Below are 13986 nucleotides of genomic sequence, written 5' to 3'. Positions count from 1 at the left end.
GTGTTCGGGGCGGATGCCGCACGACAACCCTTGACCGATGGAGTCCTACGGACTTCCGCCGGTCAAGGGCTGTCGGCTTTGACGGTGGTTTCCGGCGTCAGTGCGCCGACTCGCCCCGTTCGACGGCTTCCTGCTGGCGCCGGAAGGAGGCCCGGATCTCGGCCTCGGCCTCGGTCCGACCGACCCAGGTAGCGCCTTCGACCGATTTGCCCGGTTCCAGGTCCTTGTAGACCTCGAAGAAGTGCTGGATCTCCAGGCGATCGAACTCGCCGAGGTGGTGGATGTCCCGGAGGTGCTCCTGACGCGGGTCCTCGTACGGCACGCAGAGGACCTTGTCGTCGCCACCCTTCTCGTCCGTCATCCGGAACATGCCGATCGTCCGGCACCGGATGAGGCAACCTGGGAACGTGGGTTCGGGTACCAGTACCAGAGCGTCGAGGGGGTCGCCGTCCTCGCCCAGTGTGCCTTCGATGAAACCGTAGTCCGCCGGGTACTGGGTCGACGTGAAGAGCGTGCGGTCCAGCCGGATCCGGCCGGTCGCGTGGTCCACCTCGTACTTGTTGCGGTGACCCTTCGGGATCTCAACCGTGACGTCGAAATCCATCTCGCACGCTCCCTCGTTTGCCGGCGCTGGCCAACGGAACCACAACGTCGCATACCGGCGCGGGTGATCTGGCGATTCACCTGGTTCGCGCCGGCCGCCGTGCGGTGTTCGGACCAAAGTAGTGTCGCCTAGGCAGAATTCGACGGGGAGGAGGGGCCGGTGGGGAGTGAAGATTCACACTCGGACCTGACGGGTGACAGCCCGTCGGACCGTCCGCGCGGGCGCGTCGTGGTGCCCGGCGCCGGAGGACCGCAGCCCGCTGCCGGCTCGCCGCCGGCCCGGGGCCGGGCCGTCGTGCCGCTGCCCACGACGCTGCCCATCCCGCCCTCGGCGACTCCGTCGGGCCCGCCGCAGCGGCCCGGTCAGGCGGCCCCTCCGCCGTCCGGTGCCCCGGATTGGGCCGGTCAGACGCTGCCGGTGTCGCCGGAGCGTTCCAGTCAGCCCGCCCCTCCGCCGTCCGGCGCTCCGAGCTGGGCCGGTCAGACCCTGCCCCTGTCGCCGGGCCGCTCGGGTCAGCTGCCGTCCGTGCCGTCGACGGGTGCTTCGGGCCGGGTCGGTCAGCCGCCGCCGGTCGCGCCGGACCGTTCCGGATGGTCGTCGGTGCCGCCGCCCGAGTGGCCGGGGCGGGCCGCGTCGGATCAGCCGCAGGGCTTGGCCGGACCGGCGCAGTCCGGGCCACCGAACCTGCCCGGGACACCCGCGCAGGGCCCGCCGGCCTTCTCCGGTCAGGCCAGAGCGCCGCAGTGGCCGGGCCAGCCGACCAGTGCGGCGCCGGGCGGCGAGCCCTCGCGGGGCGGCCAGCCACCGGAAGGGCCACGAGCGGGCGGACCACCGTCCGACGGCGTACCGCCGGAAGGCGTACCGGCGGGGCGGCCACGTCGGCGGGGCCGCCTGGTCCTCACGCTCGCGGCCGTACTCGTGTTGGGTCTGGCGTTGGCCGGAGTGGTCGTGGTCCGTCCCGGTCCGGTGGACGGCTGGTTGGGTGGCGGCCCGGCCACGCCCGCAGCCGAGGCCGATCCGAGCGAGCCGCCGCCCCCGCCCGTGCTGACGGCCGCCGGGACCAGCGCCCCGGCACCCACCCCCGAGGGGGTACGGGCCGTGCTCACCCCGTTGCTCACCTCGTCGGTGCTGGGCGACGAGGTGAACATCTCCGTGGTCGACGCCGTCACCGGTGAGGCGCTCTACGAGAACGGCCAGGACACTCCGACGGTGCCGGCATCGACGACGAAACTGGTCACCGCCGCGACCGTCCTGGCGGCCCGCGGGCCTGCGTACCGGATCCCCACCCGGGTGGTCGCCGGGCCGAATCCGGGTGAGGTGGTGATCATCGGGTCCGGCGATCCGACGCTGGCGGTGGACGCCACCGCCTGGTACCCGGGCGCGGGGCGGCTCGACCGGCTCGCCGCCCAGGTGAAGAAGGCGCTCGGTGGCATCGCCCCGACGAAGGTGATCGTCGACGGCAGCCTCTTCCCCGGCCCGATCGTCGGTCCCGGCTGGGATGCGGACGCCCACGTCGGCGGCTTCGGGGCGGTCATCACCGCGTTGATGACCAACGGCGCCCGGATCGATCCGACGGACAAGTCCCGTGGGCCGGAACGGTCGGACAAGCCCGGCCAGGCCGCCGGCCGGTCCTTCGCCAAGCTGCTGGACCTGCCGACGTCGGCGGTGGTGGAGGGCAAGGCGCCGGCGTCCTCCGGGGCCTCACCGGCCGCCGCCGCCAGCGCCAGCCCCGCGACGATCGCCCCCGGCACCGAACTGGGCAAGATCCACTCGCCGCCGATGATCCGGCTGGTCGAGTTCATGCTCCGGGAGAGCGACAACGTGGTGGCCGAGGCGTTGGCCCGGCAGGTCGCGCTGGCCCGGAACAAGCCGGCCTCGTTCGAGGGGGCCGCGGCCGCAATGGACGAGATGGTCGCCGAACTCGGCCTGCCGGCGTCGGAGAGTTCGCTCGCCGACGGAAGCGGCCTGTCCCGCTCCAACCGGGTCACCCCCGGGCTGCTGACGGACGTGCTCGCGCTGGCCGCCAAGGGGACCCGACCGGAACTCGCGGGCCTGTTCCCCGGACTGCCGGTGGCGGCCTGGTCGGGCACGCTCGACGACCGGTTCGAGCGCTCCGGCGACCGCCCGACGAAGGCCGGAGCGGGAGTCGTACGGGCCAAGACCGGCACCCTGAGCGGGGTGCACGCGATCTCCGGCGTGGTGACGACGCTCGACGGCCGGCTGCTCGCGTTCGCGGTGCTCGCCAACAAGGTTCCGGGTGGCCAGGACCAGGCGCAGCCCGAACTGGACCGGATCGTGACCGCCCTGGCACAGTGCGGCTGCCGCTGAGCTGCTCCGAGAGTGTTAGGAAGGGCCCCTTCTTATACAAAAAGCGATAAGAAGGGGCCCTTCCTTACACCACGTCAGGGGTGTTGTGGTCCGGGTACGGTGGGATGCATGGCGCAGTTCGTGGACTGGGATCTGGCCGCCGCCACCGCCGGGGCGTTGGGAAAATCGGGACCTCGGGTCTCCTACGACGAGGCCACCGAGGTGGTCGCCGAGCTACGGCGGCTGACGGACGAGGCCGCTGGGCACGTGCTGGCGTACACCGGGCTGCGGCCACAGGTCGCCCATCCGCCGGTGCGGGTGGTGGACCGCCGGGACTGGGCCGCCACCAACATCGCCGGGCTGCGTGAGGTGATCACTCCGCTGATCAACCGGCTGTCCGGGGACAAACCGCCGGGGGTGATCACCGACACGATCGGGTCCCGGCTGACCGGCGTACAGGCCGGTACGGTGCTCGCGTACCTCTCCGGCCGGGTGCTCGGCCAGTACGAGGTCTTCTCCGCCGACCCGGGCCAACTGCTGCTGGTCGCGCCCAACATCGTCGAGGTCGAGCGGAAGTTGCAGGCCGATCCCCGGGACTTCCGGCTCTGGGTCTGCCTGCACGAGGTGACCCACCGGACCCAGTTCACCGCCGTGCCGTGGATGCGTGGACACTTCCTCGGCGAGGTGCAGGCGTTCGTCGACGCCTCGCAGGCCGGTGGCGACAACTTCCTGGACCGGCTGCGCCGGGGGGTCGGGATGCTCTCCGACTCGGTCCGTAACCCGGACAGCCGGGCCAGCGTGCTCGACATCGTGCAGACGCCCGGCCAGCGGGCCGTACTGGACCGGTTGACGGCGCTGATGACCCTGCTGGAGGGGCACGCGGAATTCGTGATGGACGGTGTCGGGCCGGAGGTCATTCCGAGCGTGGAGACGATCCGGGCCCGGTTCAACCGGCGCCGGGAGTCGGGCAACCCCCTGGAGAAGGCGATCCGCAAGCTGCTCGGCGTGGACGTGAAGATGCGCCAGTACGCCGAGGGGCGGAAGTTCGTGCACGGGGTGGTGGACCGGGTCGGGATGGACGGCTTCAACCGGATCTTCAGCTCTCCGCTCACCCTGCCCCGGCTGGAGGAACTCTCCGACCCCGACGCCTGGGTCGCCCGGGTGCACGGTCCGGTCGGACCGGTCGCCGCCACCGGCTGACCCGGAGGCGTCGTGGCTGCCCTGCCTCCGCCGGTCGCGGCCGTCCGGGTCGCCGTCCGGCGGGCGCTGACCGACGTACCCCGGGGTCGTCCGGTCCTGGTCGCCTGCTCCGGCGGCGCCGACTCGCTCGCGCTGGCCGCCGCCACCGCGTTCGTGGCGCCCCGGCTCGGCGTGGCCGCCGGCCTGGTCAGCGTCGACCACGGCCTACAGGCCGGTTCGGCACGCCGGGCCGCCGAGGTGGCGGCGTGGGCGCGAGGGCTCGGGTTCGTGCCGGCCGAGGCGGTGGCCGTCCAGGTCGCCGGGCGGCCGGGTGGGCCGGAGGCGGCGGCCCGGGAGGCCCGCTACCAGGCCCTGGTCGCCGCGGCCCACCGGTACGACGCGTCCACGGTGCTGCTCGGGCACACCCGGGACGACCAGGCCGAGACGGTGCTGCTGGCGCTCGCCAGAGGGGCCGGGCCGCGAGGGCTGGCCGGTATGCCGGTGAACCGGGAACTGGCCGGCGTGGTCCTGTCCCGCCCGCTGCTGGACGTTTCCCGCGAGCAGACCCGCAAGGCGTGCGCGATGCTGGGGCTGACTCCGTGGGAGGACCCGCACAACACCGACGACCGGTATGCCCGCGCCCGGGTCCGGGCCGAGGTGCTGCCGGTGCTGGTCCGGACGCTCGGTCCGGGGGTGCTGGACAACCTGGCCCGGACCGCCCGGCTCGCCGCCGCCGACACCGCCGCGCTGGACGAACTCGCCCGGGCCGGCTACGCCGAGGCGCGGACCGGGCCGGGTGGGCTGGGGGTACCGGTGCTCGCGGCGATGCCGGACGCGGTGCGTACCCGGGTGTTGCACCTGTGGTCCCGGGAGTTGGGCGCGTCGCCGGCCGCGTTGTCGCATCGGCACGTCGCGGCGCTCGACGCCCTGGTCACCGGATGGCGGGGACAGGGTCCGGTGCATCTGCCCGGCGGGATCCGGGCGAGCCGACGCGGCGCGGAGCTGGTCGCGGAGCAGGCCGACGAGGTGGTCGCCGAGCAGGCCGACGGGGTGGTCGCGGAGCAGAACGACGGGCCGCTCGTGGAGCAGGCCGACGGCGTGGACGGGGAGTGGAGCGACAGGCCGTTCGGGGAGTAGACATGACCCATGGCCTACCCTCGACAGCCGGTCTTCGCGCCGAACGGCGCCGTCGCCACCAGTCAGCCGCTCGCCGCCGCCGCCGGGCTGGCGGTGCTGCGTCGGGGCGGCAACGCGGTGGACGCCGCCCTCGCCACCGCGATCGCGCTCACCGTGGTCCAGCCCGGCTCCAACGACATCGGCGGTGACCTGTTCGCCATCGTCTGGGACGGGCAGCGGCTGCACGGGCTGAACGGTTCCGGCCGGTCGCCGGCCGCGCTGACCCGGGACGCGGTACTCGCCGCGACCGGTGGCCGGGGCGCGGAGCCGACCGGGGCGCACGGCGGGGCGCAGGCCACCGGGGCGGCGATGCCGGCCCGGGGCTGGCTCTCGGTGACCGTGCCCGGCGCACCGGCGGGCTGGCGGGACCTGCACGACCGGTTCGGCGCGTTGCCCTTCGCCGACCTCTTCACCGACGCGATCGGCTACGCCGAGCACGGCTTCCCGGTGTCGCCCAACGTCGCGGCGAGCTGGGACCGTGCGGTACGCCAGCACGCCGAACTGGTCGGCCAGGAGTACGCCGAATGGGGCCGGGTGTTCACCGTCGACGGTGGACGGGCACCCCGGGCCGGGGAACGCTGGCGCAATCCGGACGCCGCCGGCACGTTGCGCCGGATCGCGGCCAGCGGCTCGGCGGCGTTCTACACCGGGGAGATCGCCGAGCTGCTGGCCGGGTACGCCGCCCGGACCGGCGGGCTGCTCTCCGGCGCCGACCTCGCCAAGCACGAGTCGAGCTGGGTGGATCCGATCCGGGCGGCCTACCGGGGCCACGAGGTGTGGGAGCTGCCGCCGAACGGCCAGGGCGTGGCCGCGCTGCTCGCGCTGAACATCCTGGACGGGGTGGACCTGGCCGCGATGTCCCCGGACGAGCGGCTGCACTGGCAGATCGAGGCGACGAAGCTCGGCTTCGCCGACGCGCACGCGTACGTGGCCGATCCGGACCGGGTCACGGTGCCGACGGCGGAACTGCTGACGCCGGAGTACGCCGCCGCCCGCCGGTCCCTGGTCACCTCCTCCGCCGGTACGCCGGCACCGGGCGACCCGGCGAAGGGCGGCACCGTCTACCTGTGCGCCACCGACGCCAGCGGGATGATGGTGAGCCTGATCCAGTCCAACTACCTCGGCTTCGGCTCGTACGTCGTGCCGTCGGGTCTCGGCTTCGGACTACAGAACCGGGCCGCCGGGTTCAGTCTCGACCCGGCCCACCCCAACGTGGTGGCACCCGGGAAGCGCCCGTTCCACACCATCATCCCGGGCTTCCTGACCCGCGACGGTGAGCCGGTGGGCCCGTTCGGGGTGATGGGTGGGCACATGCAGCCGCAGGGGCACGTGCAGGTCATCTCGTCGACCGTGGACGCCGGCCTCGGCCCGCAGGCGGCGCTGGACCACCCGCGCTGGTACTGGCACGCCGACCGGTCGGTGCTGGTCGAACCGGCGCTGCTGGCCGACGAGTCCGGCCGCGACGCCGTCCGGCGGCTGCGGTCCCGGGGGCACGAGATCACCGTCGAGGCCGAGCCGTCCGCCTTCGGGTACGGCCAGGCGATCTGGCGGCTGCCCGACGGCGGCTACGTGGCCGGCTCGGAACCGCGCGCCGACGGGTGCGCCATCGGGTACTGAGCAGGGTCTCCCGACCCGCCCGAACTCCCCGCACCCCGAAATCCCGGATCGCGTCTGCAACGTGATCAGCGGCCGGCACGTGTTGTCGCCGAACGGCCGGGACGGACCGGTCGCGCCAGAGGAGGAAGGGCAGCGTGATCATCTTGCGCCACGAGGGCGACCTCGTCGCGGCCACCGACACCGGCCCGCCGCACAGCCTCGACTTCGAGGAGTTCTACGCCGCGCACTTCCATTCGGTGACGATCCAACTGTTCGCGTACACCGGTGACATGGCTGCCGCCCAGGACGTGGTCCAGGAGGCGTTCTGCCGGGCGCTCGCACGCTGGAGACGCGTCGCCACCCTCGACGATCCGGCCGCCTGGGTCCGCAGGGTCGCCTGGAACCTCGCCACCAGCCGCTGGCGCCGGGCGAGGACCGCGACCCAGTTCCTCCGGCGGCAGCGGGAGGAGCGGCACGTCGAGCCGCCCAGCCCGGACCGGGTCGCGCTGGCCGCGGCCCTGGAGACCCTGCCGCCCCGGCAGCGTCGTGCGGTGATCCTGTACTACCTCGCGGACCTGCCGGTCAACGAGATCGCCCGGCAGGACGGTGTCAACGAGAGCACCGTCCGGTCCTGGCTGCACCGGGGGCGCGCGGCGCTCGCGGCTCGACTGACGGAGGAGGAGCGCAATGAGGGTTGATTCCGACGACGAGCGTTTGACCAGTGCCTTCGCCAGGTTCCGCAACTCCGCGACGCCTCTGGTCCGGCCCGCCGGGGTGGCCGCCGCGCACGCGACGGTACGCGGACGAACGCGGGTTCGCGCGATCACCACGAGCGCGCTCGCGGTGCTGCTCGTGGTGGGACCCGTGGCGGCGTACGCGGCGGTCGGCACCGAGCCTGGTCGCGCGCCGCTGGCCGTCGACGTCGACCCGGCTGCTCGGCCGTCGGCGTCCGGCGGGCACTGGGTCCGCCCGGCCACGTCGGCGGGCGACCCGGTGGACCCCGCCAACGCGACCCTCGACGTACCGGCCTGGGCGCCCGACGCGATCGTGCCGGGCTGCCCGTCCGGCTCGCTGGCCTTCGTCGGAGGCGAGCACACCGCCCAGGGTCCGCTCCGGCTCCAACTCCACCGGGGCGTCGAGATCGACATCGACGGTGACGGCACGCCGGAGATGGTGAACCGGTTGTCCTGCGGAAACCAGGCGAGCACCTTCCAGGTGGTTGCCTTCGACCGGTACGGCCAGGATGGGATCCGCACCGTCGGGCAGGTCGCGGCACAGACGGGCGAGGTCGAGGCGATCTGCGACGTCGCGGCGGGCGTCGGCGGGACCGTGGCGGTCCTGGTGGTCGACCACCCGACGCACTGCGCTGCCGAGCCGCCGCCCGGCGCCCGGCAGGAATGGCGGACCTTCGCCTGGAACGGATCCCGGTTCGCCCGGGCGGCGTCCCCGGTTGACCGGGCGGCCGCCGACCTGACGGTGGACGCCACCGACCTGGTCTTCGGTGCGCCGGTCGACGGTCTGCGCCGTGGCTCGATGGAGGTGACGGTCCGCAACCTCGGTCCGGCGAAGGTGCCGTACACGGTCTTCCTGGATCTGCGGGGAAGGTTCCAACTGGAGCAAGCCCCCGGCTGCGTCGTCGACGCCAGCGGGAAAGACTCGCGGGTGACCTGCGTCGATCGGCTGGTCGACGTGGGTGCGAGCGAGACCCTGCGGTTCGAGTTCACGCCGCGCACCGAGGCGCCACAGCCGGGCCCGGTGATGGTGCGGGCGTATCCGGACTTCGGGTACGGCGAGAAGGCGCGCGAGAACAACCGGGCGCGGGTCGCGATGCGGTTCTGAGCGCAACGGGTGCCGATTCCGCCAGGGTGGCCGGCCGAGGCCGGCCACCCTGGGCCCGCTCGGCGCCGCCCGATGGATCGAGGGCTAGTTCGCCGCCGGTGCCCAGTCGCCCGAGGTTGCCGGAACCCGGCCCCGGAAGGTCGACCGGTAGGCGTGCGGGGTGGCGCCGACGCGCCGGCCGAAGTGGTGCCGGAGGGTGGCGCCGTCCCCGAATCCGGCCCGGGTGGCCACCGCCTCGATGCCCAGCTCGGTCTCCTCCAGCAGGCGCCGGGCCAGCAGGACGCGCTGGTTGGTGATCCAGTCGTGCGGTGTGGTGCCGGTCTCGGCCCGGAACCGGCGGGCGAAGGTCCGGGGTGCCATGTGTGCCCGTCCGGCCAGGTCGTCGACGGTCAGCTGCCGGTCGAGGTGGTTCATCAACCAGCTCAGCACCGGTTCGAGGGTCGGTGCGTCCGGGGTACGCGGGATGGGTGCCTCGATGTACTGCGACTGCCCGCCGTCGCGGTGCGGTGGGACGACCATCCGCCGGGCCAGCTTGGTGGCGAGCGCCGAGCCGTGCTCCTGGCGTACCAGGTGCAGGCAGGCGTCGATTCCGGCGGCGGTGCCGGCGCCGGTGAGCAGGTTGCCGTCCTGCACGTAGAGGGCGTCGCACCGCACGTCCGCCTTCGGGTACATCCGGGCCAGGTCGTCGGCGTACCGCCAGTGGGTGGTGCACGCGCGCCCGTCGAGCAGACCGGCCGCGCCCAGCACGAAGGCGCCCGAGCAGACGCTCAGCACGTACGCCCCGCGTTCGTCGGCCCGGCGCAGCGCGTCCAGTACGACGTCCGGGATCGACGCGCCGATGGTGTGTGCCGCCGGCACGGCGACCAGGTCGGCGTCTTCCACCGGGGTCAGGTCGGCGTGTGGGGTCAGCCCGAAGCCGGATCGGGTCCGGATCGGCTGCCCGTCGGCGGTGCAGAGGTGGAACCGGTAGCCCGGGAACCCGTCCTCGGTCCGGTCGGTGCCGAAGACCTCGCAGAGCACCCCCAGTTCGAAGGTGGCCACCGGGTCCAGGGCGATCACTGCCACGTTGCGGAGCATGTCCCGAGGCTACCCGAACAGTGGCAGGAAATCGATGATGCATGGCAAAGCTGCCACTGTCCGGTTCGGCCCGCCCGGCCGAGAATTGACCCATCAGCCGGTGCGCACCGGCGGCGAAATCCCAGAACACCTGATCAAGACCGGGAAATCCGTCCCGGCCCGATCGGAATTTTGACCGGGAGGTCACGCCGCCATGGAACTCTTCCTCACCCTCTTCTTCCTCGTCCTGCTCCTCGCCTCCCTGCTCGGGTTCACCTCCGACAGCCGTGACTCGGCCGACTGGCGGCCCAGCAACGGTGGCTGGCGATCCTCGCCGCGTTCCTGACGACGGCGCCGAGAAGTGCGTGCCTGGCCAGCCGGGGTGGACACCGCGTGAAGGTGCCGCCCCGGCGACGGGCCCGAACTGGCGTACGGCAGGCTAGGCCCATGGCTCAGGGCTCCTGGTACGACGCCGACATCGACCACGTGATCATCTCGGAGGAGCAGATTCGGGAAAAGATCGCGGAACTGGCCAAACAGGTGGCCGCGGACTACGCCCCCGTCGCGGACGGACTCCTGCTGGTGTGCGTGCTCAAGGGAGCGGTCATGTTCATGGCCGACTTCGCCCGCGCGCTCGGCCGGCACGGGCCGCCGGCCGAACTCGAGTTCATGGCCCTCTCCTCGTACGGGCAGGGCAGCACCTCGTCCGGGGTGGTACGGATCCGCAAGGACCTCGACCGGGACATCGCCGGCCGGCACGTGGTGGTGGTCGAGGACATCGTCGACTCCGGGCTCACCCTCTCCTGGCTGCTCCGATACCTGGAGTCCCGGGCGGCGGCCAGCGTCGAGGTGGTCGCGCTGTTCCGCAAGCCGGACGCGATCAAGGTCTCGGTGCCGGTCAAGTACGTGGGTTTCGACATTCCGAGCGAATTCGTCGTCGGCTACGGCCTGGACTTCGGCGAGCGCTACCGCGAGGTCCCCTACGTCGGCGTGCTGAAGCCCGAGGTCTACGCCCGGTCCTGATCCGGGGCGTCCGTCCCGATAGCTGCCGGTCGGAGCGGTCCGGCACCCGCCGAGCCGTCCGCTGCGCCCCGCCCGTCCTGATCGTCGGCGGGGAAATATCGAGTCGACGTACAGCGCGCTCCCAGGATTCACGGTTACGGTATGCGGTGGTGGCACGCAAGCATCCCGCGCCGGGCCTCCTGCCCTGTTTGACCCGAAAGGGTCGACCATCCAGGGCGGATGGCCGGAGTTGGTCTGCCGTCACCCGGCACACGAGCGGGAGTGAACCCGTTACCCCAGGGCTCGCAGGCTTGCTCCTCGCGTTCACGGTGTACCGTCGAATGACCGCGGCGCGGTACTTAGCGCCCGGTGTCGAGCCGGCTAGCACATAGACGGCTTCGGCCGTCGCTTCGGCGACGACAGAAGGCAACCAGACGATCAGGACGTCGATCAGGAGGGTCCGGGCGTTACGGCGCTCGATACAGCATGGAACGTACGCGTTTCTTCCGCCGCCCGGTGGTCTGGATCATCCTGGTGATCATCGGTGCGATTGCGCTCAGCTCATTCTTCAGTGGCGGCCCGAGCTATCACAAGGTCGAGACCAACGTGGTCCTCGACCAGCTCAACAAGGGCGGCATTCAGAAGGCCATCTTCCAGGACAAGGAGCAGACGCTCCAGCTCGACCTGAAGGACTCGGCCAAGTTCGGCGACACGGACACGGACAAGATCCAGGCCCAGTTCCCGTACGAGGTCGGCGACGAGGTCTGGAACCAGGTCGCCGCGGCCAAGGCGGCGGGCCGGATCACCGGTCCGACCGACACCGAGGTCTCCGGCGACAACATCTTCGTGTCGCTGCTGGTCAACCTGCTGCCGATCGCCATCCTGGTGATCCTGCTACTGCTCTTCATGTCGCAGATGCAGGGTGGCGGCTCCCGGGTCCTGAACTTCGGCAAGTCCAAGGCGAAGATGATCACCAAGGACACCCCGAAGACCACCTTCTCCGACGTCGCGGGCTCGGAAGAGGCCGTCGAGGAACTGCACGAGATCAAGGATTTCCTGCAGAACCCGGCGAAGTACCAGGCCCTCGGCGCCAAGATCCCCAAGGGCGTGCTGCTCTTCGGTCCGCCCGGTACGGGTAAGACGCTGCTGGCCCGGGCCGTGGCCGGCGAGGCCGGCGTGCCGTTCTACTCCATCTCCGGCTCCGACTTCGTCGAGATGTTCGTCGGTGTCGGCGCGAGCCGGGTGCGCGACCTGTTCGAGCAGGCCAAGGCGAACGCCCCGGCGATCGTCTTCGTCGACGAGATCGACGCCGTCGGTCGGCACCGTGGCGCCGGCATGGGCGGCGGGCACGACGAGCGGGAGCAGACGCTCAACCAGCTCCTCGTCGAGATGGACGGCTTCGACACCAAGGGCGGCGTGATCCTGATCGCCGCGACCAACCGGCCGGACATCCTGGACCCGGCGCTGCTGCGTCCGGGTCGGTTCGACCGGCAGATCGCGGTGGACACCCCGGACATGGAGGGCCGCAAGGCGATCCTGCGGGTGCACGCGAAGGGCAAGCCGTTCTCACCGGACGTCGACCTCGACGCGGTGGCCCGGCGTACCCCGGGGTTCACCGGTGCGGACCTCGCCAACGTGATCAACGAGTCGGCGTTGCTGACCGCCCGTGGTGACAAGCGGGCGATCTCCAACGACGCGCTGGAGGAGTCGATCGACCGGGTGGTCGCCGGCCCGCAGCGCCGGACCCGGGTGATGAGCGACAAGGAAAAGAAGATCACCGCCTACCACGAGGGCGGGCACGCCCTGGTCGCCTGGGCGCTGCCGCACTCCGCCCCGGTGCACAAGGTCACGATCCTCTCCCGCAGCCGCTCCCTCGGACACACGCTGGTACTGCCGACCGAGGACAAGTACACCCAGACCCGGGCCGAGATGATCGACACGCTGGCGTACGCGCTGGGCGGTCGGGCGTCCGAGGAACTGGTGTTCCACGAGCCGACCACCGGTGCCGCAGACGACATCGTGAAGGCCAGCGCGCTGGCCCGAGCGATGATCACCCAGTACGGCATGAGCTCCAAGCTCGGTGCGATCAAGTACGGCACCAGCGGCGACGAGCCGTTCCTGGGCCGCAGCATGGGCCACGAGCGGGACTACTCCGACGCGGTGGCAGCCGAGATCGACGCCGAGGTGCGGTCGCTGATCGAACTGGCTCACGACGAGGCCTGGGAGATCCTGGTGGAATACCGGGACGTCCTCGACAACCTCGTACTGGAGCTGATCGAGAAGGAGACCCTCTCCACGGCCGACATGGCCCGGATCTGTGCCCGGGTGGTCAAGCGGCCGCCGATGGCCCCGTACAACGGGTTCGGCAAGCGGCAGCCGTCCACCGAGCCCCCGGTGCTCACCCCGGGCGAGAAGGAGAAGCTCAAGGCGCAGGCCGAGGCCGACGGCCTCCGGGCGGCCATCGGAGGCAACAGCAACAACACCGCGCCGAATTCGGACGGCCCCCACTGAACGGGAGCAGCACCGACCAGGCCGCCGGCGATTCTGCCGGCGGCCTGGCCGTGTCCGCCACCGAACCGGACAGCGACGACGACGAGCTGGACTACCTCGCCGCCCGGCTGGTCAACGGCAAGCTCGGCGGAGGTCCGATCGAGGCGGCCGTCGACCTGGCCCGGATCGAGAAGGCGGTACGGGAGATCCTGATCGCCGTCGGCGAGGATCCGGACCGCGACGGGCTCCGGCAGACGCCGGCCCGGGTCGCCCGGGCGTACGCCGAACTCTTCGCCGGGCTGCGGGTGGACCCGGCCCAGGTGCTCAGTACGAGCTTCGAGGCCAACCACGACGAGCTGGTGCTGGTCCGCGACATCGACGTGATCAGCCTCTGTGAGCACCACCTGCTGCCGTTCCGGGGCGTGGCGCACGTCGGCTACATCCCGGGGGAGAGCGGCCGGATCACCGGGCTGTCCAAGCTGGCCCGGCTGGTCGAGGTCTACGCCCGCCGGCCGCAGGTGCAGGAACGACTCACCTCGCAGATCGCCGACCTGCTGATGACCAGGCTCGAACCGCGCGGCGTGCTGGTCGTGCTGGAGTGCGAGCACATGTGCATGGCGATGCGCGGCATCCAGAAGTCCGGTGCCAAGACCATCACCTCGGCGGTCCGTGGCCTGCTGAAGCAGGACGCCAAGTCCCGCGCCGAGGCGATGTCCCTGATCATCCACGGCTGACCG

General features: G+C 71.9%; 11 protein-coding genes and 1 pseudogene. 10 read left to right on the top strand and 2 right to left on the bottom strand.

What is annotated here, in order from left to right; translation table 11 throughout:
• Window positions 1–97: 97 nt before the first annotated feature.
• The gene (locus tag ACFP2T_RS04640) at window positions 98–604 is read right to left on the bottom strand and encodes an inorganic diphosphatase (protein ID WP_192766509.1); all 507 of its coding nucleotides are present in this window, start codon (window positions 602–604) and stop codon (window positions 98–100) included.
• A gap of 891 nt (window positions 605–1495) precedes the next feature.
• Here ACFP2T_RS04640 and dacB point away from each other — a divergent pair.
• The 6 genes and pseudogenes from dacB to ACFP2T_RS04610 all read left to right on the top strand — a co-directional run bounded on the left by dacB (window position 1496) and on the right by ACFP2T_RS04610 (window position 8701).
• Window positions 1496–2932, top strand: a complete 1437-nt coding sequence (gene dacB, locus ACFP2T_RS04635) for a D-alanyl-D-alanine carboxypeptidase/D-alanyl-D-alanine endopeptidase (RefSeq protein ID WP_377417920.1) — start codon at window positions 1496–1498, stop codon at window positions 2930–2932.
• Window positions 2933–3040: 108 nt separating this feature from the next.
• Complete coding sequence (locus ACFP2T_RS04630) at window positions 3041–4111, top strand: zinc-dependent metalloprotease (protein ID WP_377417552.1); 1071 nt, start codon at window positions 3041–3043, stop codon at window positions 4109–4111.
• Between the two features lie 12 nt (window positions 4112–4123).
• Window positions 4124–5098, top strand: a pseudogene (tilS, locus tag ACFP2T_RS04625) (tRNA lysidine(34) synthetase TilS); the annotation flags it as partial.
• Window positions 5099–5236: 138 nt separating this feature from the next.
• Window positions 5237–6883 carry a gamma-glutamyltransferase family protein gene (locus ACFP2T_RS04620; protein WP_377417550.1) on the top strand — a complete coding sequence of 549 codons (1647 nt, stop codon included), beginning with the start codon at window positions 5237–5239 and terminating at the stop codon, window positions 6881–6883.
• Window positions 6884–7026: 143 nt separating this feature from the next.
• On the top strand, window positions 7027–7560 hold the full coding sequence (locus ACFP2T_RS04615; protein WP_377417918.1) for an RNA polymerase sigma factor: 534 nt from the start codon (window positions 7027–7029) through the stop codon (window positions 7558–7560).
• The gene (locus ACFP2T_RS04610; protein ID WP_377417548.1) at window positions 7550–8701 is read left to right on the top strand and encodes a hypothetical protein; all 1152 of its coding nucleotides are present in this window, start codon (window positions 7550–7552) and stop codon (window positions 8699–8701) included. The genes ACFP2T_RS04615 and ACFP2T_RS04610 overlap by 11 nt, the downstream gene beginning before the upstream one ends.
• Before the next feature lie 84 nt (window positions 8702–8785).
• On the opposite strand, the gene ACFP2T_RS04605 is transcribed toward ACFP2T_RS04610, so the two are convergent.
• Window positions 8786–9778: a GlxA family transcriptional regulator gene (locus ACFP2T_RS04605; protein ID WP_377417546.1), complete on the bottom strand. Its 993-nt coding sequence runs from the start codon at window positions 9776–9778 to the stop codon at window positions 8786–8788.
• A 193-nt stretch (window positions 9779–9971) separates the two neighbouring features.
• Between ACFP2T_RS04605 and ACFP2T_RS04600 the strand changes: the two genes are divergently transcribed.
• The 4 genes from ACFP2T_RS04600 to folE all read left to right on the top strand — a co-directional run bounded on the left by ACFP2T_RS04600 (window position 9972) and on the right by folE (window position 13983).
• Window positions 9972–10103 (top strand): hypothetical protein, encoded by a 132-nt coding sequence (locus ACFP2T_RS04600; protein WP_377417544.1) that lies wholly within the window; start codon window positions 9972–9974, stop codon window positions 10101–10103.
• Between the two features lie 101 nt (window positions 10104–10204).
• The gene (hpt, locus tag ACFP2T_RS04595) at window positions 10205–10780 is read left to right on the top strand and encodes a hypoxanthine phosphoribosyltransferase (protein ID WP_192766514.1); all 576 of its coding nucleotides are present in this window, start codon (window positions 10205–10207) and stop codon (window positions 10778–10780) included.
• A 465-nt stretch (window positions 10781–11245) separates the two neighbouring features.
• The gene (gene ftsH, locus ACFP2T_RS04590; protein ID WP_377417542.1) at window positions 11246–13270 is read left to right on the top strand and encodes an ATP-dependent zinc metalloprotease FtsH; all 2025 of its coding nucleotides are present in this window, start codon (window positions 11246–11248) and stop codon (window positions 13268–13270) included.
• A gap of 44 nt (window positions 13271–13314) precedes the next feature.
• A complete protein-coding gene (gene folE / locus ACFP2T_RS04585; RefSeq protein WP_377417916.1) occupies window positions 13315–13983 on the top strand; it encodes a GTP cyclohydrolase I FolE in 669 nt (222 codons plus the stop codon).
• The last annotated feature ends 3 nt before the right edge of the window (window positions 13984–13986 follow it).

It is taken from the genome of Plantactinospora solaniradicis, assembly GCF_042658085.1.
GTDB lineage: Bacteria > Actinomycetota > Actinomycetes > Mycobacteriales > Micromonosporaceae > Plantactinospora > Plantactinospora solaniradicis.
Note: the sequence above shows the minus strand (reverse complement) of the source record. Positions and strands in the feature narration are given on the sequence as shown.